General features: G+C 63.4%; 28 protein-coding genes. 7 read left to right on the top strand and 21 right to left on the bottom strand.

The features are described 5' to 3' along the window. Window positions 1-134 precede the first annotated feature (134 nt). The 16 genes from ASG47_RS06930 to ASG47_RS06855 form a co-directional block, all read right to left on the bottom strand. Window positions 135-551 (bottom strand): NlpC/P60 family protein, encoded by a 417-nt coding sequence (locus tag ASG47_RS06930; protein ID WP_061907984.1) that lies wholly within the window; start codon window positions 549-551, stop codon window positions 135-137. Continuing rightward, the gene (locus ASG47_RS06925; RefSeq protein ID WP_061907983.1) at window positions 548-1,438 is read right to left on the bottom strand and encodes a DUF2163 domain-containing protein; all 891 of its coding nucleotides are present in this window, start codon (window positions 1,436-1,438) and stop codon (window positions 548-550) included. Before ASG47_RS06925 ends, ASG47_RS06930 begins: the two co-directional genes overlap by 4 nt. After that, window positions 1,435-2,055, bottom strand: coding sequence for a DUF2460 domain-containing protein (locus ASG47_RS06920; RefSeq protein ID WP_061907982.1), 621 nt, complete (start codon window positions 2,053-2,055; stop codon window positions 1,435-1,437). Before ASG47_RS06920 ends, ASG47_RS06925 begins: the two co-directional genes overlap by 4 nt. Window positions 2,056-2,178: 123 nt before the next feature. Next, a complete protein-coding gene (locus tag ASG47_RS06915) occupies window positions 2,179-2,718 on the bottom strand; it encodes a phage tail tape measure protein (protein WP_061907981.1) in 540 nt (179 codons plus the stop codon). After that, window positions 2,708-2,899, bottom strand: coding sequence for a rcc01693 family protein (locus ASG47_RS06910; RefSeq protein ID WP_061907980.1), 192 nt, complete (start codon window positions 2,897-2,899; stop codon window positions 2,708-2,710). Before ASG47_RS06910 ends, ASG47_RS06915 begins: the two co-directional genes overlap by 11 nt. Beyond that, complete coding sequence (locus tag ASG47_RS06905) at window positions 2,896-3,210, bottom strand: gene transfer agent family protein (protein ID WP_061907979.1); 315 nt, start codon at window positions 3,208-3,210, stop codon at window positions 2,896-2,898. Before ASG47_RS06905 ends, ASG47_RS06910 begins: the two co-directional genes overlap by 4 nt. Window positions 3,211-3,332: 122 nt before the next feature. Then, window positions 3,333-3,746: a phage major tail protein, TP901-1 family gene (locus ASG47_RS06900; protein ID WP_061907978.1), complete on the bottom strand. Its 414-nt coding sequence runs from the start codon at window positions 3,744-3,746 to the stop codon at window positions 3,333-3,335. Window positions 3,747-3,827: 81 nt separating this feature from the next. Beyond that, on the bottom strand, window positions 3,828-4,223 hold the full coding sequence (locus ASG47_RS06895; RefSeq protein ID WP_061907977.1) for a DUF3168 domain-containing protein: 396 nt from the start codon (window positions 4,221-4,223) through the stop codon (window positions 3,828-3,830). Continuing rightward, window positions 4,220-4,561, bottom strand: a complete 342-nt coding sequence (locus ASG47_RS06890) for a phage head closure protein (protein WP_061907976.1) — start codon at window positions 4,559-4,561, stop codon at window positions 4,220-4,222. The genes ASG47_RS06895 and ASG47_RS06890 overlap by 4 nt, the downstream gene beginning before the upstream one ends. Then, complete coding sequence (locus ASG47_RS06885) at window positions 4,558-5,124, bottom strand: head-tail connector protein (RefSeq protein ID WP_061907975.1); 567 nt, start codon at window positions 5,122-5,124, stop codon at window positions 4,558-4,560. Before ASG47_RS06885 ends, ASG47_RS06890 begins: the two co-directional genes overlap by 4 nt. A 241-nt stretch (window positions 5,125-5,365) precedes the next feature. After that, window positions 5,366-6,586 carry a phage major capsid protein gene (locus ASG47_RS06880; RefSeq protein WP_061907974.1) on the bottom strand — a complete coding sequence of 407 codons (1,221 nt, stop codon included), beginning with the start codon at window positions 6,584-6,586 and terminating at the stop codon, window positions 5,366-5,368. Between the two features lie 12 nt (window positions 6,587-6,598). Beyond that, window positions 6,599-7,075 (bottom strand): HK97 family phage prohead protease, encoded by a 477-nt coding sequence (locus ASG47_RS06875; protein WP_061907973.1) that lies wholly within the window; start codon window positions 7,073-7,075, stop codon window positions 6,599-6,601. A gap of 156 nt (window positions 7,076-7,231) precedes the next feature. Next, on the bottom strand, window positions 7,232-7,423 hold the full coding sequence (locus ASG47_RS06870; RefSeq protein WP_061907972.1) for a hypothetical protein: 192 nt from the start codon (window positions 7,421-7,423) through the stop codon (window positions 7,232-7,234). Window positions 7,424-7,447: 24 nt separating this feature from the next. Beyond that, window positions 7,448-8,611 carry a phage portal protein gene (locus ASG47_RS06865; RefSeq protein ID WP_082511613.1) on the bottom strand — a complete coding sequence of 388 codons (1,164 nt, stop codon included), beginning with the start codon at window positions 8,609-8,611 and terminating at the stop codon, window positions 7,448-7,450. Between the two features lie 10 nt (window positions 8,612-8,621). After that, window positions 8,622-9,809 (bottom strand): terminase large subunit domain-containing protein, encoded by a 1,188-nt coding sequence (locus ASG47_RS06860; protein ID WP_082511625.1) that lies wholly within the window; start codon window positions 9,807-9,809, stop codon window positions 8,622-8,624. A gap of 108 nt (window positions 9,810-9,917) precedes the next feature. After that, window positions 9,918-10,322, bottom strand: coding sequence for a hypothetical protein (locus ASG47_RS06855; protein ID WP_061907970.1), 405 nt, complete (start codon window positions 10,320-10,322; stop codon window positions 9,918-9,920). An 89-nt stretch (window positions 10,323-10,411) separates the two neighbouring features. Between ASG47_RS06855 and ASG47_RS06850 the strand changes: the two genes are divergently transcribed. Beyond that, complete coding sequence (locus tag ASG47_RS06850) at window positions 10,412-10,684, top strand: KTSC domain-containing protein (RefSeq protein ID WP_061907969.1); 273 nt, start codon at window positions 10,412-10,414, stop codon at window positions 10,682-10,684. Between the two features lie 37 nt (window positions 10,685-10,721). On the opposite strand, the gene ASG47_RS06845 is transcribed toward ASG47_RS06850, so the two are convergent. The 4 genes from ASG47_RS06845 to ASG47_RS06830 form a co-directional block, all read right to left on the bottom strand. Further along, window positions 10,722-11,945 carry a DUF2254 domain-containing protein gene (locus ASG47_RS06845; RefSeq protein ID WP_061907968.1) on the bottom strand — a complete coding sequence of 408 codons (1,224 nt, stop codon included), beginning with the start codon at window positions 11,943-11,945 and terminating at the stop codon, window positions 10,722-10,724. 287 nt (window positions 11,946-12,232) lie between these two features. Then, the gene (locus ASG47_RS06840) at window positions 12,233-13,489 is read right to left on the bottom strand and encodes an Hsp70 family protein (RefSeq protein ID WP_061907967.1); all 1,257 of its coding nucleotides are present in this window, start codon (window positions 13,487-13,489) and stop codon (window positions 12,233-12,235) included. Between the two features lie 369 nt (window positions 13,490-13,858). After that, the gene (locus ASG47_RS06835) at window positions 13,859-14,482 is read right to left on the bottom strand and encodes a diguanylate cyclase domain-containing protein (protein WP_210168434.1); all 624 of its coding nucleotides are present in this window, start codon (window positions 14,480-14,482) and stop codon (window positions 13,859-13,861) included. 152 nt (window positions 14,483-14,634) lie between these two features. Further along, complete coding sequence (locus ASG47_RS06830) at window positions 14,635-15,090, bottom strand: YcgN family cysteine cluster protein (RefSeq protein ID WP_061907965.1); 456 nt, start codon at window positions 15,088-15,090, stop codon at window positions 14,635-14,637. Between the two features lie 133 nt (window positions 15,091-15,223). Here ASG47_RS06830 and ASG47_RS06825 point away from each other — a divergent pair, with 133 nt between their 5' ends. Together ASG47_RS06825 and ASG47_RS06820 are read left to right on the top strand one after the other, a co-directional pair. Next, window positions 15,224-17,380, top strand: coding sequence for a transglycosylase domain-containing protein (locus ASG47_RS06825; protein ID WP_061908099.1), 2,157 nt, complete (start codon window positions 15,224-15,226; stop codon window positions 17,378-17,380). A gap of 166 nt (window positions 17,381-17,546) precedes the next feature. Then, window positions 17,547-17,798: a hypothetical protein gene (locus tag ASG47_RS06820; protein ID WP_061907964.1), complete on the top strand. Its 252-nt coding sequence runs from the start codon at window positions 17,547-17,549 to the stop codon at window positions 17,796-17,798. A gap of 34 nt (window positions 17,799-17,832) precedes the next feature. Here the strand turns inward: ASG47_RS06820 and ASG47_RS06815 are convergent, their stop codons facing one another. Next, window positions 17,833-18,282, bottom strand: a complete 450-nt coding sequence (locus tag ASG47_RS06815; RefSeq protein ID WP_156464018.1) for a hypothetical protein — start codon at window positions 18,280-18,282, stop codon at window positions 17,833-17,835. A 164-nt stretch (window positions 18,283-18,446) separates the two neighbouring features. Between ASG47_RS06815 and ASG47_RS06810 the strand changes: the two genes are divergently transcribed. Genes ASG47_RS06810 through ASG47_RS06795 form a run of 4 tightly spaced genes read left to right on the top strand, consistent with a single transcriptional unit; the run spans window position 18,447 to window position 20,325 of the window. Further along, window positions 18,447-19,022 carry a DUF1214 domain-containing protein gene (locus ASG47_RS06810; protein ID WP_061907962.1) on the top strand — a complete coding sequence of 192 codons (576 nt, stop codon included), beginning with the start codon at window positions 18,447-18,449 and terminating at the stop codon, window positions 19,020-19,022. Then, complete coding sequence (locus ASG47_RS06805; protein ID WP_061907961.1) at window positions 19,019-19,564, top strand: DUF1254 domain-containing protein; 546 nt, start codon at window positions 19,019-19,021, stop codon at window positions 19,562-19,564. Before ASG47_RS06810 ends, ASG47_RS06805 begins: the two co-directional genes overlap by 4 nt. Beyond that, window positions 19,564-19,899 (top strand): YnfA family protein, encoded by a 336-nt coding sequence (locus tag ASG47_RS06800; RefSeq protein ID WP_061907960.1) that lies wholly within the window; start codon window positions 19,564-19,566, stop codon window positions 19,897-19,899. Before ASG47_RS06805 ends, ASG47_RS06800 begins: the two co-directional genes overlap by 1 nt. Before the next feature lie 57 nt (window positions 19,900-19,956). Further along, window positions 19,957-20,325: a VOC family protein gene (locus ASG47_RS06795; RefSeq protein WP_061907959.1), complete on the top strand. Its 369-nt coding sequence runs from the start codon at window positions 19,957-19,959 to the stop codon at window positions 20,323-20,325. Window positions 20,326-20,360: the final 35 nt, after the last annotated feature.

Raw genomic sequence — 20,360 nt, 5'->3', positions numbered from 1 at the left:
TGCCTGAGAGCCACGATCCTCCCTCGCCCCTTGAGGGAGAGGGACAGATTTTCTGCGTTCAGCAGAAAATCAGGGTGAGGGGTATTCTCTCCTCCGCAGAGGAGCATGTGATTGGAAAGTGGTATCGGCCGAACCTAAGGAAACACGAACCGTCCGCTCACCCGCTTCGCCCAGCCCGGAGTCAAATTCGCCTCGACCACGCCGAGCTTTTCCTGCGCATGGAGGAACCGATCGGCTCCAACCAAAATCCCGCAATGCCGCGCCTCGTCGAGCCCATTGAGCCGAAACAGCACCACCTGCCCCGCCTCAACCGCCCCCTCCGCCGGCAGCAAAAACTGCTCCGCCGCTTCCCGCAGCGCCCCAGCATGCTCCGGATCTCGCACACTCGCTCGATAGGCAGGAACCACCACCGGCTCCTTGCCATAAAGCGCCCGCCAGACCCCGCGGAGCAGCCCCAGGCAATCGCACCCTGCGCCTAGCGTTGAAGCACGATGCCGATAGGGCGTGCCGAGCCAGGCCCGCGCTGCCGCAACCACCGCGTCGCCGGTCATCGCACCACCGCCCGTCCATCGAGCGCGTCGCCCTCGCGTGGATAGCGCAGCACGAAGTCATTGCCCGGCACATGCGGAAAGCCGCGAAACCCCGCGCCATTGCCGAATTTGTCCCGGCACGTGGCAAAGCGCCGGTCACACCCCGCCGTCACCTTAAGCGTGTCGCCCGGCACGACCCAGTCGCCCACCCGCTGCCCAAATCCGATAAGATCGCCAGCGCCACTCTTGCGATGCGCCAAGACAGCATCCGCCAGCCCGCTCTTCTTCCCCGAGCTCCAATGCCCCATGCCAAAGGCAAACCAGTCCTCGACGAAGCTGCCAAGCCCACTGACTTCCACCCGAAACGCATCGACCACGGAAACCACCGTCGCCACCGCCCAGCGCCCCGGCGCATCGAGATCGACGCCACAGCGCGCATCCCCCACCACCGCGTCGCACAGCCCCTGATAGAGCCGCCCACCGGTCTTGTTCAGCGCTGCTTCCGCCGAGCGCAGTTCCGCACGAAAAATCCCATCTTCACGCACGATCTCGCCGATCGTATCGACCCGCAGCAGCAGCCGTTCTTCCGGTGCGTGCCAGTTCACCCGCCAGGTCTCGACCCGCGCGCCATCGTAGCGCCCGAGCAAAATATCGTCCTCGGCAATGGCGGCATCATCGAGAATGCCCAGCACCTCGCCCGTCTCCACCTGCGCCCCGAGCCGCACCGGCACCTCGCCGCCCTCGAGCCCATGCATCGGCCGGCACGCCGTCCCCTCGACCAAAAGCTCCAGGTCATGATCGGTAAATCCGAGCACGACCCCGTCGGATCGCAGCACCCGCCAGCACGTCGCCAGCGTCGTCTCGCCCTGCGCCAGATGCGCCGCCAACCCCGCGCTCACCGTCTTCATGGCAAGATCTCCACCAGCGGAATATTCGGCGCCTCGGCCGCATCGAACCCCGACCATTCGACATCGAGCCGATCGGTATCGAAGCGCACCGGCACATCGAACAGAAACCCCGCCGTCACGGCAGCCCCAGCACCCGGCGCCACCGCAAAGCTGACAATCCCCGTCGTCATATCGACACTCCAGCCGCTCACAGCCTCAACGCCAGCCACCGCCACGCGGACCGACCCCAAAACCGGCTTTCGGATTGGCCGCTGATAGGGCGCAAAACTCGCTCCATAGGTCTTGATCAGCTGAAAACTCTTCGTCGCGCCATCGCCGGTGCCGAGCGCCTGATCTCCCGGCAGCGGCACCATGCCACCCGAGGAATGATCCATCCCATCGCGCCACAAAAACCCATGCAGCCGCCCGCGCCGTTCCTCGAAAAACGCCAGCACCGCGTGCATATCCGCCCGCGATTTCACCCCGTAGCCGGCATTATATTTCCGCCGCGAATGCGCCCACCGCCCATTACGCTGCTCGCCCCCGCCCGCGAGGGTGACGACATCCGTCTTCCGCTCCGGCCCACCCCGCGCCCCCAGCGCAATGTCGAGCGGAAACCGCACATGATGAAATGCCATTTTTTTGTCCCTACCCACCTAACCTCCCCCTGAAGGGGGAGGGACACATCACGTTTGTCTCCTGGTCTGTGAGCCACCGGCAGACCCCTCCCCCTACCAGGGGGAGGCCAGGTGGGGGTCCTACTAGGCCCCCCTCGACCCCCGCCTGACGGCCCTCAACAGCATCGCGCTCACCTCTGCTTCACTCGCCGCAAAGCTCCGCGCGTCGCTCGCCGTCACATTGAACGTCACATTGACCCCGCCACCGCCGCCTGCGACACCCAGCCGACCATCGGGCCCGCGCGCCAGCGGCATGATCGCCTCCGGCCCCGCCTCGCCCGCCAGCCCGATTGCCCCACCCATCGGAAAATAGGTCGGCGCTGCAATCACCCCGCCCTTGGCATGGGGAATGATCGAGGGATTGAGGCCCGTAAACAGCCCCTCCAGCGCCTTGCCCGCCAGCATCTCCAGCGGCTTGAACGCTGCCTTCAGCGCCATGTCCGAAAACGCCTTGCCGATATCGGCGATCACCGATTGCAACGATTTTCCATCGGTCAGCGCGCTGCGAAATCCCGAGGAAATGGAGCGCGCCACTCCGTTTGCCAGCACATGGATGCGCTCGATCTCGACCGACACATCGGTCAACTCGGTCCTGAAATCGTCCGAAAAAAGATCACCGGCCATCTGGAAACCTCTCCATCAGCGCTTCGAGCCCCGGCCGGTCCATCGACCCCGCCCGCTCGCCCACCACTGCGCCCCAGGCTGCCGCCAGTTCACGCGGGCTCATTTTCCAAAAAACCTCGGGCGGCAGCCGCAACACGCCCAAGCCAAACTGCATGGCGTCCTTCCAGGGAAACGGCCTCATGCCGCTTCCCCAAATGTCGCCTGCAGCAATCTCACCGCAATATCAGCCGCCCCGCGCAACCCGCCCTCGACGCTCATCTGCGCCAGGTCATCGTCGGAAATGGCATTGCCACCCCCGCGCAATCCGGCCCCAATAATCGCCGTCAAATCCCGCGCCGAAATCTTGCCGCCAGCAAACCGCTCGGCCAGTCCCGCCAGATCCCCCGCCCCAAGACGCGCCTCCAACTCCGCCAACGCCCCCAGCGTCAGGCAAAGCGTGCGCGTCTCGCCACCGATCACGGTAGCGATTTCTCCTCGATAAATGTTTGGCATTTTGTCTCCTCAGAAAAACGTCGCGCAGCGACACCTCACCCTCGGGGGGGGGGGGAGAGGTCGACCCTCTTGGGTTCACCGAATTCGCGTCTGCGAATTCGGTTGGGGTAAGGGAGCCTTCCCTAAGCCGCCACGAACGTCACTTCCCCGGCACTTTCCAGCGCCAGATCGAACGTCACTTCCCCCGCATGGTCAGCCGAGAATTCCAGCGCCACGATCTGGAACGGTCCCGCCACCGTGCCGAAATGCGGCAGGATCAGCTGCCAATTCCGGATCGTGCCGCCAAAGAAAAGGCTCCGGATAAGCCCATCCGAAGCCTGATCCTTGAACACCCCGGCCCCCGAAACCGAAGCCCGCTTCACCCCGCCACCAGCGAGCAATTCCCGCCAGCGCCCCGCACTTTCCTGGTCCGTCGTATCGACACTCGCTGCATTGAACGCCAGGCTTCGTGTCCTCAGCCCCGCCACCGTCAGAAAACTCCCCGACCCCGTCTGGTCGAGTTTTAGAAGCATATCCTTGCCGCTCTGCGCCGCCATTCTCTTGGTCCCTCTCTCGGTGTCACCCCCCCCACCAGCGCGTCCCTCCCCCTCTCAGGGGGAGGCTAGGTGGGGTGCCCGCTACTCCGTCAAAAACCGCAAAAGCACCGCCGCCCGCGCCTGCCCCGTCGAAGTATCGATCATCGTCTCGGTCCGCACATGCTCCGCCAGCGTCACCGCCAAGCCCACCGGCGCCAATCCAAACCGCGCCGCCATCACCCGCTCGACAATCGCCAGGGCCGCCTTTCGGCTCGCCCGATCCGCCCAGCAATGCACCATCACCCGATGCTCCTGCCCCGGCGTCCCGTCGCCATCGGCCTGGCGCATATCGTGCCGGTCGATCACCACATAGGGCGCCGGCCTATTCTGCGGCGGCGCATCGAACACGCCGCCTGCGCCGATCAGCGCTGTAAGACCGGCATCCGCTTCAAGCGCCGCCACCAGCGCCCCCTGCAGCAAAACGATCGGATGGCTCATCCCGTCACCTGCGTTTCGCTGCACGAACAGCTCAAATAGGCCCGACGCCCGTTCAAATCCGCCGCGCTGACCACATCGAGATTGCGCCCGCGATAGATGATCCGGTCGCCCGGCCCGAGATCAGGCCGAAACCGCAAAACCACCGTATGCGAAATCGCCACCATGCGCCCATCGGCATTGCTGCCCTGGCGCCCCGAAAGGCTGCGCACCCGCGCCCAGGCATTGCCCAGCGGCACAAAAATCCGCGCATGCCCGCCTTCCGGCTCCGCCACGCTTTCTCGTCGCCGCAGCTGCACCCGATCAGTCAGCGTCCCGATCGGCGGCACCGCCTTGCTCACAGCCGCACCCGCTTATGCGAAGCCACCAGCCGGTCGAACCCTGTGGGCACCACCGCCCCTGAACCCGCGACGATGACGGCGTCCCGATGCTCATACCAATGCGCGATCAGCCCCAGCATCGCCTGTTTGAGATCTGCCGGCACCTCGTCCGGTTCGGTCCCAAACCCCGCAACATAATCGATCTCGATCCCCTGCCGCTCCTGCAGCGCCGGCATGCCGACCACCACGCGCGGCACCAGCAGCCGATCCGGCTCCGATCGGAACTGCCCCAGCGGCAGCTCATGGCTCGCGCCATTGCCATCGGTCGCCGAAATCTCGGTCACCGCAATCAACGGCGCCACCGGCAGCTTGACGACGCCATTCTCCGGCCAATCGTCGAGCACCACCCGCCAACTCTGCGCCAAGAGTGCCTTGCCAGTGATGCCCTCCACATGCAGCCGCGCCGCCCCGATCAGTGTCGTGATCAGCCCGTCTTCCGCACCATCCTCGACTTTCAGAAACCCCTTCGCCTCGACAAGCGAAACCGGCTCCTCAGCGGGCCCCGCCAGGAGATAGGACGTCATTCTTTTGTTCCTTTGGATTGTTAGCTGGAAGCCACCGGCCCTCCCCTCGCCCCTTGTGGGAGAGGGACAGACCAACTTTGCGTTCAGCAAATTGGTCAGGGTGAGGGGTATCCATCCTCCGCAGAGGAGCGGGTAGGGGACACTGTAAGAATACCCCTCATCCGCCCCTGCGGGGCACCTTCTCCCACAAGGGGAGAAGGGGGCCGGTAGGTGTGATTATCTCAAGCTATTGCCCAGGCCCTCAGCTGACCCCAAATTTGAGCAGCTTGATCGCATCGTAATCCGCGATCCCACCACCCACGCGCTTCGTCGTATAAAACAGCACATAGGGCTTGCTCGAATAGGGATCGCGCAACACGTTCACCCCCTGGCGATCCACAATCAGATAGCCCCGACGAAAATCACCGAAAGCCACCGAAAGCGAGTTCGCCCCGACATTGGGCATGTCCTCCGCCTCCACCAGCGGAAAGCCCATGAAGCTCGCGCGACCATCCGCCGTCGCCGAAGGCTGCCAGAGGTAATTGCCGTCGCCATCCTTGAGCTTCCTGAGCGTCCCCTGCGTCTTACGGTTCATCACCCAGGTCGCGTTCTGCCGATAGCCGGCCTTGAGCGCATAGACGAGATCGATCAGCACATCGCTGGCATTGCTCGAGGGCAGCGCGCCGGATGTTCCGGTCGCCACATAGCCGAGGTTCCCCCAGCTCCAGCTCGTCTCGGCTACTGCCGTCGCCGCAAGAAAGCCGGTTGGTTTATTGACGCCGTTGCCGGTCACGAAGGCCGTCGTCTCCTGCGCCGCAAAAGCCGCGTTGACCTCGTCGGCAATCCACTGGCCGACATCGACCGCCGCATCGTCGAGGAAAGCCGTCGTTGCCGCCGGCATGGCGTAGAGTTCTGTCGTCGGATAGGTCAGTTCCGCCAGCGTCTGGCTCGACGTCGTCGGGCGGCTCGCCGCCTCGCCAACCCAGCCCGTCTGCGGCCCGGTCACCGTGATCGGGCGCTTATAGATCGAGGCCGACACCTGGCGCACACCGGCAATGGCACGGATTGGAGAAATACCCGTCATCAGCCGGGTGATTTCCACCTCGACCTCGCTCGGCACTACATAGCCGCCATCGGCCCCAACGCCGACCTGCAGCGCCTTTTCCTCGCCGCGCTTCACATAGGCCGAAAAGGCCTCCTTATATTCGCCATTGGGCACCGCGCCCTTGCCCTCGAGCGCCGGACGGCCACGCTCCGCCGTCGCGCGATCAAGCGCCGCCTTCTGCCCGTCGAGCACGGCATTGAGCTTTTCGAGCTTGCCTTCCAGCAAGCCGTCGGCCGTGCCGCGCTTCTCGATCTCCTTCAAACGCTGGTCATTGGTGCGCTTGAACTCCTCGAAAGCAGAGGAAAATTCGCCAAACAGCGCGGCAACGTCAGTCCCCGCGCCGGCCTTGGTTTCAAGTCCGTCGTCAATCCGATCCATGTCGGCATCCTTCTATCGGTTACGGATAGTTCTCGTGGCGGCCGCAATGGCGGCGCCGGCCGAAATGGGAACAGCGATCCGCGCCGCCTCCATCATCGGAAAGGTCACGATCGAAATTTCATAAAGATCGATCTCGTGCAGCAGCCGGTTCCCCGCCTGCCGGCTGGCTTTCACGGTGCGAAAGCCGATGGAAAGCCCATCGAGCGCCTCGGCCTCGATCAGGCGTTTGAGGGCATCCGCCCGCGGCACGCCGGGCACGAGCCGCCCACGCGCAAAAAGCCCGTGAGAATCCTCGCGAAGCTCCTCCCAAAAGCCCACCGGCTCCTTGGGATCGTGCTGAAACAATAGCCGAATGCGCCCTGCGCGGCTCCTGAGGCTTTTGGCAAATGCCCCCGGCAAAACAATATCGCCGCCGCTATCGAGCCGGTCGAACACGCTCGCATATCCCGCAAAGCGCCCATCGGCATCGACAGGAATTGGCCCTGCCATCAGCGCTTGCTCCCCGCCCGCCCCTGCGGCCGGGCAGCGGATCGCCCCGGCGGTTTCGCCATCGGCTTCCCCTTGTCCACCAGCGTCCCCGCCAGGTTCCAGGCAAATTGCCGAAACGTCTGCACCGCCGCCTCCCGCCCCTGCTTATCCGCCATGTCAGTCATCCCCCTTGCGAAAGAGCCTATTCAGGCTCGCGATCTCGCTCACGAAATCATTGAACCGCTTATTCCCCGCCGCCATCTCCCGCAGCGCCCAAACCAAGAGCGAACTCGCCCCCGTCGCCCACAAAAACAGCGCCAGATGCGCAAGATCTCCCCGCTCGACGATGGTTCTCGTCAAATCGTCCATGATGTGTCCCCTTTGTCAGCGCAGTCAGGCGGGCGAGACACCAACCATCTCCCGCTTCTCCGCATCGCTCAAAAAGTCCGCCCCGCCGACCCTCGCCCAAAGCGCCGCGCGATCCTCCGCCAGCGCCTCGACCTCGTCGAAATCCGGCACGACCTGCGCGCCGTCGAATGCCGGCCCCAGCCACAGGCTCAGTTCCTGCGCCACCCGCACCACCAGCGGCACCAGGGTTTGCCGCCAGAGCGCCCGATTGGCCTCGGCCATATTGGCATAGGTATTGTCGCCCGGAATCCCGAGCAGCATGGGCGGTACGCCGAAGGCGAGCGAAATGTCCCGCGCCGCCGCATGCCGCGCTTCGATAAAATCCATCTCGCGCGGGCTCATAGCGATGGCCTTCCAGTCGATCCCGCCATCGAGCACCATCGGCCGCCCCGCATTGGCGGCACCGGAAAAATTCTCTTCGAGCTCTTCCTTGAGCCGCCGAAACTGCTCTTCCGTCAGCGAGCCCCCGCCCGTCGAATAGACCAGCGCTCCGCTCGGCCGCGCCGCATTGTCGAGCAGCGCCTTGTTCCACTGCGCCGAGGCATTATGAATATCGAGGCTCGTCTGCGCCGCCTCGAGCGGCCCCATGCCATAATGGTCGTCCATGGGGTGAAACAGCGCCATGTGCAGCACGCCCGGCACCGGCGCTGTCTCCTGCGAAATCCGCACCGAGCGCCCACTGGCCGTATAATCATAGCCCACCGGCCAGCCATCACCGCCTGACACGACCCGCATCCGATCGGGCCGCAGCACGAACAGTGCCTTCACCCCGCCATCGACGATACCAGCCTGCAGATAGGCATTCCCCGCGGTCTGCAGATAGGCATAAACCGCCTCCAGCATTTCCGCGCCCGATTGCCGCCCATTCGGCCTTTGCAGCAGCGCCACGAGCGGATGCTCGCTCACGTTCCGGCCATCGACCTTGACCACCAGCGGCACCCGGTTCGCCGTCTCGGCAATCAGCCTTATGCAACGATAAACCACCGGATTGCGCATAAACCCCTGATTGACGAGGCTCGCATAGCCTCGCCCGCTCCACTGCGCCGGCCCCAAGGCGCTCAACGTCATCAGCGAATGCCCGCCAAAACTCTTCGTTTCGCTAGGCATGTTCGTCCGTCCGCCAAACAGGCGGCCCATCCAGTTCGGCATTTTTTGATCCTTAGATTACCCGCACCCGCGGCCCCTGCCCTTTGAGCAGCAGCTCCGTCAGCGCCCATACCAGCGCATCCACCCGGTCCGGCGAATGTCCATCCGCCTTGCCATCCGGCCCAAAGGCACAGAGCTCATCCTCAAGCGCGGTCAGTCCCGCTACATGGCCAACAAGCCCCCGCGCATAAAGCGCCGCCACCGGCTCGGCCCGCACCCACTTACCCCGGCTCGCCCGCACCTCGATCACCGGCACCGTCGCCTTCACCTGGGTCAGCAACCCCTTCACCAGGTCCCCGCCCTGGTTCACCTCGACGACGATCGCGTCCGCCTCATGCGCCTCGAACGCCGCCACGGCCCGCCTCGCCCAGGTCAGCGGCGCCACCCCCTTGAGCGTCGCGTCTTCGAGCACCACCGCGCCCTCGCCACTGCGGCCCACAACCACGATCCCGCACGCATCCGAGCGCGCCGTTCCCGTCACCGGCGGATCGACCGCCACGACGATCCGCCCGTCGATCACCCCGCCCTCGCGGAAAATCCCCCGCTGCCAGAGCGCATCGGGTCGATCCTCGATCAGCTCGCCCTCAAGCTCCTGCCGTCCCAGAACCGTGCCACGATAGCGCGCGACAACGGCGTCCAAAAACGTCGGCGCCAATTGCGCCTTGTTTTCCTCCGTCGTGATCCGCACCGTCACCGTCTGCGGGTCGGCCAACAGCCGCTTGATCAGCCGTGTCGGCCGCGGCGTCGTCGTCACCAATTGCCGCGGCCGGTCCCCCAGTCGCAGCCCGAACTGCAATTGATCGAAGGCCTCTTCCGCCCTTGGCCATTTTCCCGCCTCGTCGCACCAGGCAGCGGCAAATTGCGGTCCGCGAAACCGTTCCGGGTCCGATGCCGTCATGATCGACGCCTCGACCCCATTGGGCCAGACCAGCCGATTGCCCCCGCGCAGGATCGGTCTCTCATCGTCGGGGTGCACCGCGATAATGCCGCTTTCGCCGCGCACCATGATGCTCAGCGCTTCGGTCATCGTTTCGCCCACCAGCGCAATCGGCGACACCCGCTCCCGCGCCAGTGCACGCACCCATTCCGCGCCCGCCCGTGTCTTGCCCGACCCGCGCCCGCCCATCAGCAGCCACGTCGTCCAGTCGCCTGCCGGCGGAAGTTGCTTGAGAAAGGCCCATTTCTGCCAGTTGAAGAGCATCGTCTCGACATCTACGTCTTCAAGCCGTTCGACCTGTTCTTTCTCTGTCAGGCGCGGTCCCTGGACAGGTGCATTGTCCCAAACGTCCGTTTCGGTCACGCCCCGCCCCTATCGTCTGTTAAACTGCTCCAACTGCTTGACGAGTTTGGCCCGCATGTCCGTCATGTCCTTGCGGCTCGCCGGTTCCACATCGGGCTTGGTCGCCCCCTGCTTGATCAGCGTGTCGAGCGTTTTCACCGTTTCGCTCAGCGCCTTGACCTGTTTGTCGATCGGTTCGTCCACCGCCTTCTCCAACTGTCTCAGCTGCTTGTCCAAAACCCTGAGCATCCGCGCGACGATGTCGCCATGCTTGGGCACCCGAGCCCGCGAACTCAGCCAGCCTTCCAACTGCCGCCGATAGCGCAGCTGCATCTCGGAAATCCCATGCCGCTGGCAGATCACCGACGGCAAAAACAGCCGGCCTTCATACTCTTCCCGAATGGTCTCCCAGTCGGGCTTGCGCACGTCATCCATGTCATTGACTCGATTGTGAATCCGCCAAAGCGGAACGCCGTGGAATCGGGCTGGATTCATTTCTGTGGCCCCAACGGGAGAGCCGCGCGATGTCCACCGCCATCCGCCATATGCATTACAAGTCCGACAGCCAGGAGCTGTCGGTCTGGTTCGGCCCCGATTTCCGCCGCTACAAATATTTCGGCGTGCCGCAGCACCTCTATGAGGCCTTCAGCGAAGCCGACAGCCAAGGCCAGTTCTTCAACCGCTTCATCAAAGGCCGTTTTGATTGCATCCCGGTCGCCAAACCCGCCAACCCGAACAAAGGCTGGCAATCCGTCCGCCGCGTTTCACCCACTTCTTCGACCATACCCAAACAATAGCAGGTCACCGTGACGCGTGGATAAGATGGATAAGTTTTTAGGCGATCCAGCTTGAAGACCGCCGCAGCGCCGCAAGATCGCGCGGCGATTTCATCGCCTCTTCAGCCCGCTCCAAAGCATCTTCTCCTAGCGCTTGCGCCGCTGCGGCAAAGCTCGGATTGCATGCCGCCACCGTTTCCAGGCACTTCATCAGCCGGATCATGACTTCGACGATATGCGCCCCGTCGCGCGCCAAAGGCCGGAACACATCCTCAAGCACATCGGCAGGATCGAGCCGCGCCACGAACACCCGGTCATGCTTGGCGTCCTCTTTTTCATCCTCGAATTCGAGCAGCAGCCGTGTCACCGTGTCGATAACATCGATTGCCGTACCCGGATCGTTGATCCCAGCGGACATCGCCTTATCGGCAATTTCGCCGAGCACGATAAAGCCGAAGCGCGGATCGGAATCATAGCTGCGCGTGTCGCCGATGACGAAACAGGCCGCCAGTTGTTCCGCGACGTCCTTGCCAAAGGTCCCCTCGACCGCGAGCACCGGCCGCACCGGCGTCGCATAAGCGCCCGGCCGGGCCAGCACCGCCAGGGTCAGGTCGTGCTCTTCCGCCAGCCGCTGCAGTTCGACCGTGTCGCAGTGCTGCACATAGCCGGGCTTGAGCGCAGTAATCCGTTCGCCCTGCGGCTCGCCGTCCAATAGGCGCCCATCGAGCAGCGGATGCTCAGCCATCACGGCGAGCGCATCGTGCGTCGCTTTTTCCACTGCATCGATCGTATTGCCCACCCGCCCGATCGCCGAAATCTGACCGATCCAGCGGATAAGTGCCGCCACGACAAGGACGAGCACGCCGAGCGTTACGACGAACAGAAAAAGCCGCCCGGCTTCGCTATAAAGCCCCGCCGAAAGCCCGATAATGCCGACGATGGAAAACAGAAATGCCCCGATAAAAACCGAGATCGAGGTCTGCGCCCGCAGATCGCCGGCAACGAGCGGCACCGCCCGCGGCGTCGTCGCGCTCGAGGCACTCGACAGCGCCCCGACGACGGTCGAGAGCGCAAACACAGCGACCGTTAGAAGGCTCGATGCCAATATCTGCAAGATCGACTGCACGGCGTTGGCCGGCATGACGAAAGGCAGCTCGTCCGGGGCAAAGCGCGCCAGGATATAGGCGATGATCACGGTCAGCACCGCCAGCGCCGAAAACGCCGCCGGCAAAAACCACATGCGCTGCAACAACTGGCGCAGCTTGAACCGGATATAACTCATGAGCCCCCCTTTCCTCTCGGAATGCGCGGGGTCGGAATAGGATGCGCCTTGAGCCTAAGGCCCCCTCACCCGCCGGCTACGCCGTCGACCTCTCCCCCCTAAGGGAGAGGTGGGTGATCACCAATGTCGCGGAGCGACACCTCTCCCTTGGGGGACTTCGAATTGACCCGAAGGGAAAATCGCTCCGGTGGAGCGATTTTAAGTGAGAAGGCCATGAGAGCTATGCTCGAATGGATTGTCGGCCCTCTTGGGCCGGGTGAGGGGGCCTTCTGGCGCTCGCAAACGCCTCACCCAAAAACCCGCTTAGCCTCCATCGCCAAGCCAAGCCCCACGCTCCCCAACACATCCGTCCGCACCACATCGGCGTCCGGAAAGAGCCCCTGCAATTGCCCGGCCACTGCCGGCACCAGCGTCGAGCCACCCGTCAGGATCAAACTATCCACCGCCTCGCGCCCAACCCCCGCACGCTTCAGTGTTTCGCCGATTGCCGCTTCCAGCCGCCCAATCGACTCCGCCAGCGCGGCGCCCAATTCAGCCGCCGTAATCGTCGTCTCGATCGTCCGGTCCCGCACCGGAAACTCGAACAGCGTCTCCGCCCGATCCGAGAGATCGATCTTGGCCTCTTCCACCCGCCCGATCAGCCGGTGCCCCAACCGATCTTCGACCAGCATCACCATGGTCTCGACCCGATCGGGCTCGGCCGCCTCGCGCATGGTCGAGCGCAGGTCGCGCTGCGCCTGCGCATCATAGAGCCGGTTGATCCGGTGCCAGGTCGAGAGTTCGACATAGGGAGCGACCGGCAGATAGCGCTTGCCGTCCCGGGTTTCGCTGCCGAGCCCCATTTCCGGCATCACCTTGGCCATCGAGAGCAATCGATCGAAATCGGTGCCGCCGATATGCACGCCGGCCGTTGCCAGAATATCGCCGCTGCGATCCGCCAGCCCGCTGCGTTCCGGCGAAACCCGCACCACCGAAAAGTCCGACGTGCCGCCGCCCAGGTCGACGATCAGCGCCAGCCGCTCGCCATTGACCTGCCGCTCATAATCGAGCGCCGCCGCGATCGGCTCGAACTGAAAGGCGATTTCTTCAAACCCCTGCGCCCGCACCGCCGCCTCGAGCTGCCCCTGCGCCGCCGCATCAGCCACCGGATCGTCATCGACAAAATGCACCGGCCGGCCCATCACCACCTGGGTCAGTTCATCGCCGAGTTTTGCTTCGGCGCGCTGCTTCAATTCCCCCACAAAGCTGCCGATGATCTCGCCAAAGCCGAGCCGCCGTCCCTTGATGCGCGTCGTGTCGTTAAAGAGCGTCGTCCCCAACACGCTCTTGAGCGAGCGCATCAAGCGCCCATCCGCCCCGCTCACATATTCGGCCACCGCATCGCGCCCAAACCGCAACTTGTCGTCTTCAAACCCGAAAAACAAAACGCTTGGAATCGTCCGGCTCTCACCCTCAAGCGCCAGCAAATCGGGCTGCCCATCGGCGCCAATCCGCCCAAGCGTCGAATTGGAAGTGCCAAAATCGAGGCCACAACTCAGCGCCATCGCAAACCGTCCACGAAAAGGGAAAAGCGCGGCAACCGCGCGGGGACGGGCTCTATAGGAGGTGAGCCTTGGCTTGGCAACCGCTGGGGGAGAGAAAGGCGTACAGCCATCACGTCGCGCCGAGCGTTACACGGCGTCATTCCCGCGCAAGCGGGAATCTCTTCTCAAGAAGCCAAGGCCCCTCACCCGCCGCTAAGCGGCGACCTCTCCCCCAGAGGGAGAGGTGGGAGTATGGCCTTAGTCGCGGAGCGACACCTCTCCCTTAGGGGGAGAGGTCGAATTGCGCAGCAATTCGGGTGAGGGGGCCTTCCGGCAATAGAGGATGGCGAAGCAATAAAGCGGAGCTACTTACTGTCCGCTTCCTAAAACCTAAGCCGCCACGTCCCGCTTCTCGCCACCGCGCAGATCCGCAATATCGAGCCGACCCAGTCCCCGCCGCTGCGCCTTGCGCAGCGCCTGCTTGGCGATATCGAGCACATTGCGATCATAGGGCGGTTCCGGATTGACCACCGCCAGCCCTGCCCCGAGCGTCACCGCTCCAGCGTGGCTTTCCTTGTTGATCAGACCCTGACGACGCACGGCCTGGTTGATCTTCATCACCAGTTCGCGGCCCATCAGCATCGGCATATCGGGTAGCACCAGCACAAAGCCGCTCTGGCCGAGCCGCATGCAACTATCGTCCTCGCGCACGAGCAGCGAAGCAATCAGCCGCTCCAGCGTTTCCATGCAGTCTTCGGCTGCATCGCGCCCATAGGCGGAGAGATATTCGACATAACAGTCGATTTCGAGCGCCACGACACAAAGCGACACGCGCCGCTCCGACGCCATCAGCCAGGCGCGTTGCAATTCTTCTTCGATCGGCCGGCCGGCGGGGTAGCGCTTGCGCATGGCCTCGAGCGCCTCTGCCCCGCCGCTCCCGCGCAACGCCGCATGGCGCCCCAGGATCGTCCGCACACGCTGCCAGAACCATTCTTTCTGGAAACTTTCGGTCATGCTCATCATGCCTGCCCCACCGCGGATATTGCCGCCGATCTGGTCACATCATGGTTAATGAGAAGTTACCAAGTTAACTGATTTGGCAAGTATCAGCTTTGCTTAGATATCGAAGAAACGCGCAAGATAGCCGCCGTGTGACAATTTCGACTCTAAAGATGTTCCGGCGGTTCCCATTCGGGCCAATCCACCGCGTGCTCTTCCCATTCATCGGGATCGACTTCGGTTTCCAAGAACGTCCGCCCCTTCACCGACACGCCGACATCGACAACGGTCTGCGGATCGCCCGAAACCAGCGGATGCCACCAGGCAAGACCCTTGCCTTCGGCGAGCCGGCGATAGGCGCAGGTGGTCGGGATCCACTTGATTTCTACGACATTCTCGATCGTCAGCTTGATGCAGTCGGGCACCTTCTTCTGCCGGTTGGGGTAGTCGGTGCAGCCGCAGGTATCGCCATCGAGCAATTGGCAGCGCACGTCCGAGGTGATCAGCGTGCCGGTATCCTCGTCTTCGAGCTTGATGAGGCAACAGCGGCCGCAGCCATCGCAGAGCGCTTCCCACTCTGCCGGGCTCATTTCGGCCAGCGTTTTTTCTTCCCAAAAGGCCATGCGGGGTTCGTTCCGTTTATCCTGTTGCCCGTTTGCGCTTGTCTTCCGCACAAGGCAATCATATTCCAGCGATGCGATTGAATTGGCATCCGGCTCAAGTCACATTCGAGCGACGTGATCCAAGGGGTTGGGCGTGCAGGATCCTTTCTATAGCAAGCAAAAACGTCCAAAACGCGCCGGCGGCATGTTGGCCGCCGATGCCTGGCTCGACTCTTCGCTTTACGAATTCTGGCAGGCCCTTGGCCGCGGTTATACCCGCTACCAGGATTTCATGAGCCGGTTTCACGTCACGGGCTTCAAGCGCTTCATCGTCGAAATCCTCTCGGACGCTTTTACCTTCGGCGCTATCGGCGCGGTGTTGATGACGGCGCTCGCCATGCCCGCCTTTTCGATCATCGATCGCGGCGCCTTCAACAAGGCCGAGGATTATTCTGTCGTGTTCCTCGATCGTTTCGGCACCGAAATCGGCCGCCGCGGCATTCGCTCCGACGATAGCGTCGCGCTCGACCAGATGCCCGATTATCTGATCAAGGCGACCCTTGCGACCGAAGACCGCCGTTTCTACGACCACTTTGGCATCGACATCGTCGGCACGCTGCGCGCCCTTGCCTCAAATGCCCAGGGCGACAATTCCACCCAGGGCGGCTCCTCGCTCACCCAGCAGCTCGCCAAAAATCTCTTCCTCTCCTCCGAGCGCACCTTTGAGCGCAAGATCATCGAAGCCTATCTCGCGATCTGGCTCGAATGGCACTATTCCAAGGACGAGATTTTAAAACTCTATTTCGACCGCGCCTATATGGGCGGCGGCAATTTCGGCGTCACTGCCGCGGCCGAATATTACTTCGGCAAGCGCGTACAGGACATCAACCTCGCCGAAGCCGCCATGCTCGCCGGCATGTTCAAGGCCCCGACGCGCTATGCGCCACACGTCGATCTCGCCGCTGCTCGCGGCCGCGCCAATCTCGTCCTCTCCAATCTCGTCGCCTCGGGCTTTCTGACCGAAGGCCAGGTAACCGCCGCCCGTCGCCACCCCGCCTCGCCCATCGAGCGCACCGCCGACGTCAATTCGCCCAATTACTTCCTCGATTGGGCCTTTGACGAAGCCAAGCGCATCATCGACGAGACCGGCGCGCAGGGCAATAATTTCACCGTCCGCACCACCATCGATACGACGCTCCAGCGCTATGCCGAGGAAGCCGTGACCTCGGTCGTCCGCGAACAGGGCGAGCAATATAAGGTCTCCCAGGCCGCCATGGTCGTCACCGACACCCAGGGCGCCATCCGCGCCATGGTCGGCGGCACGGACTACGGCAAAAGCCAGTTCAACCGCGCCATCGTCTCGACGCGCCAGCCCGGCTCCTCCTTCAAGCCCTTCGTCTATGCCGAAGCCTTCGAGCAATTGGGCCTCAAACCCTCCGACACCATTTCGGACCGTCCGGTCTGCATCGGCGATTGGTGCCCGCAGAATTATGGCCGCAATTACAAGGGCCAGATTTCCCTGCAATCAGCCTTTGCCGCTTCGATCAACACGGTCCCCGTCACCCTCTCGATCAAGACCGGCCGCGACACCATTGCCGCGCTCAGCCATCGCATGGGCCTCCGCGCCGATTATCCGGTGACCCGTTCGCTCGCCCTTGGCGTTGCCTCGGTTTCCGTCCTCGACATGACCTCGTCCTATGCGGTCTTTGCCAATGACGGCCTCAAGACCCCCGCCTTCGGCATCACCCGGATGACGACGCTCACCGGCGATCCCGTCTGGGAATATGATCCCGACGCCCCGCGCGAGCGCATCCTCTCGGAACAAACCGTCGCCTATATGAACCAGATGATGCGCGCCGTCGTCACCAGCGGCACCGGCTCGCGCGCCAAGATCGACGGCGTCCCGACGCTGGGCAAAACGGGCACCACCACGTCCTATCGCGACGCCTGGTTCTGCGGCTTCACCGGAAATTATGTCGCCGCCGTTTGGTTCGGCAATGATGACTATCGCCCGACCAACAATCTCACCGGCGGCACGCTGCCCACTGTGGCCTGGCAGAAATTCATGGCCTATGCCCACACCAATATCGAGATCAAGCCGGTCTTCGGCGTCGATTTCGTGCCCGAGCAGACCATCGTCGCCGATGCCGCCGCGCTCCCCGAGGAAGAAACGGCCGAGCGGCCGCCCAACCTGACCCCGGCGGCCGCGCGCAAACTCCTCGATCTCGCCGATCGTCTTGACATCGCCATCAAGGATCTGGCGCCGGTTTCCGATCAGGCCAGCGCCCCCGCCCCCAGCGCCGGGCTCTGAGCCCGGCAGCGCCGCGCCACAGTAAACCCCTGTCGCCGCCCTATTTTCACCGCATCTTTTGCCCATCTGATGCCGGCGCTCACCGTTTCGTGAGCGTCAAACTGCGATGCACCGGCCGGTTTCCGGCACGGGCGCCATTCGCGATCAACAGATCAAAGGATGAGTTATGAAGACAACGATTCTCGCCGCTGCTTTTGTTTTCGCCGGCACCGCCACCGCTTTCGCCTGCACGCCCGAAGAGCTGCAGACCAAAGCGATGGAGCTCTCGACCAAGGTGCAGGAAGTGGTTGCCGCCAATCCTGACAAGGCCACCGAAATCAGCCAGAAATTCACCGGTCTCCAGACCAATCCACCGACCGATGTCGAAGCCGCCTGCAAGGCCTATGACGATCTCATCGTCGAACTCGACGCCATGTAAGTTTCGGCGCGGCGGTCCCCCGCCGCGCTCACTTCTACTGCCGCTTGTAGGTCCCGATAAACGACACATTGAGCCCGCCGCATTGGCCATTGTCGTCGACCTCGAGCAACTCGCCATTCAGCGTCATATCCACCCAGCAATCATATTGCCCGGCTTCGCTCGTGGGGATGATCTCGTCGCCCGTCGATGCGATAGTCACGTTATTGCCGTCGATCCAGTCGGCCGGAATGTTGCCTGCAAATCCCCCCACATTGATCGCGCCCATCGCGGCACTTTCGGGATCCTCGGCGCCATAGGTGGCATAGCCCTCGACCGCCAAACCGCCATCGGCGCCCGACGTGATGGTGATCTCCTGTTCAGGTCCCCCGATCCATGTTCCGGTCCATCCGGATAGGTCGCCCACGGCCGTCGTCTTGTCCTTGGCCATTGCGGGGCCAGCGGCAACTGCCAATAGCCCAAGCGCGATCCAAATCCGTCCCTGCATAAACATCTCACCCGTCTTGATTCTCTTGATAGAGCTATCGCTATTTTGCGTCTGCGGCATCACCATGGCTTTCGCCCCCGCCGCTTGATTGCTATAGCCTTGGCATGTTCGCGGCGCTGCCGGTTCAGCACGTCATGCCCAGATATCGAGGAAGCTGAACTCAAGTGCGGTTTGTCCTGCTTCTCCTCTTTTCCATCGCCGTCGCCCTCGTGACCGGCTTTGGTCTTTCCTATTACGCGCTGACCGATGGCCGCCTCTTCGGCGCCGCGCAAATCGGCGCCTGGGTGTCCTGGCCCGATCTCGGCTCGGACGCCCCAAATCCCTATACCCGCGGCCATCTCACCCGCGAAGCCGCGCTCCAGCTTGGTCGTGCCGAAGGCCTCCAATTCCTCGCCACCACCGACACCGCCGGCGAGCCGCTCGATCTCTCCTGCACCTATACGCTCTCCGGCCACGTCCCGGTCTCGAGCTTCTGGACGCTCGTTGCCGTCGATAGCGCCGGCCAGAACCTTGCCGCCCCCGGCACCGATCTCGCCATGCGCTCGAGCCAGATCGCCCGCGACAAGTCCGGCGCCATGACCGTGCATGTCGGCAAATCGCTGTCCCCCGGCAATTGGCTTGAACTCGCCGGCTCCGGCCCCTTCAGCCTCGAATTGACGCTTTACGACACCACCGCCTTTTCCGGCTTCGGTTCGGGCAATGACACCATGCCCACCATCACGCGCGGAGATTGCGCATGATCCGGTTCTTGCTCTGGCTCGTCGGCGGCGTCCTTCTCGGCGGCATCATCCACATCGTCGTCATTCTGACCCTGCCGATGCTGGCCGAAGAAACCACCTGGTCGCGGGTCTCAGCCTTCGAAGCCAGCAACCGTATGGTCATCCTGCCGCCGGTCGAAGCCGCCCAGCCCAATCCGCTGGGGCTCGATCCCGATCTCGTCTATGGCCTCTGCCAGCTCGACCTTTCCCAAGGCCCCGCCTATCTCCGCGGCACCCTGCCCGATGCCTTCTGGTCCCTCGCCCTTTTCAACGAGGCCGGCATCGTCATCTATTCGACCACCAATCGCGACGGTATCGGCCAGACGGTCGATCTCGGCATTTTCAACGCCGCCCAGACCCGTCTCCTTGCCCAGCAGCAGCTCGATATCGAAGAGGGCCTCCTCGTCGTCGAAGCGCCCAGCGACAAGCTTTTTGCTCTCGTCCGCCTCTCCCCGCCGCACCAGGTTATGCGCGCGCGTTTCGCCGAACGCCTCGGCGCCATTTCCTGCGGCCCGCGCGGCTGATGCCCGCGTTCGGCTCCGCCCTTCTCGTTTATGCGCTGGCCGCGCTCGCTGAAATCGCTGGCTGCTTTGCCTTCTGGGCCGTCTTCCGTTTGGGCAAGCCCATCTGGTGGCTTGTTCCCGGCATGCTGGCCCTCGCCGCTTTCGCCCGGCTCCTCACTCTCGCGCCCAGCGATCATGCCGGCCGCGCCTATGCCGCCTATGGCGGGGTCTATATCCTCGCCTCGCTGATCTGGCTCCGGGCCGTCGAAGCGCGCCAACCCGATGCCTGGGATCTTGCTGGCGGCGTGCTCGCCCTTGCCGGCGCCGCAATCATCCTTTTTGCTCCTCGCGGCTAAGCCGGCGTCGAAACGGCAAGTAGCCGTTCGTCGCGCAGAAAACAGAGGAGTGTTTTCATGTCGTCAAAAGTCTTCAACGTGCAGGGCGCCTATGCCGGCATGTCCGTCGCCGATCTCGATATAGCCCTTGTCTGGTACGAAAAGCTGATCGGCCGCCCGGTCGATGACAAGCCCATTCCCGGCATGGTGCAGTGGCGCAATATCGGCGGCACCGGTCTCCAGCTGTGGCAAGACGAAACCAATGCGGGCCACTCGGTCATGACCATCGTCACCCCCGATCTCGACACCGAAATCGCCCGCCTTGCCGCCCTAGACATCGCCGCCGTCAACGCCACGAGTGGCCCCTTCGGCAAGGTCGCACAAGTCTTCGATCCCGACGGCAACCGCATCGCGCTGGCCGAACCACCCCCAGGTTTCGGCGGCTGATTTCTTTCTCGCATCACCGCCGAGCCCCCCCCACC

The organism is Devosia sp. Leaf420 (assembly GCF_001425445.1).
Classification (GTDB): domain Bacteria; phylum Pseudomonadota; class Alphaproteobacteria; order Rhizobiales; family Devosiaceae; genus Devosia.
Note: the sequence above shows the minus strand (reverse complement) of the source record. Positions and strands in the feature narration are given on the sequence as shown.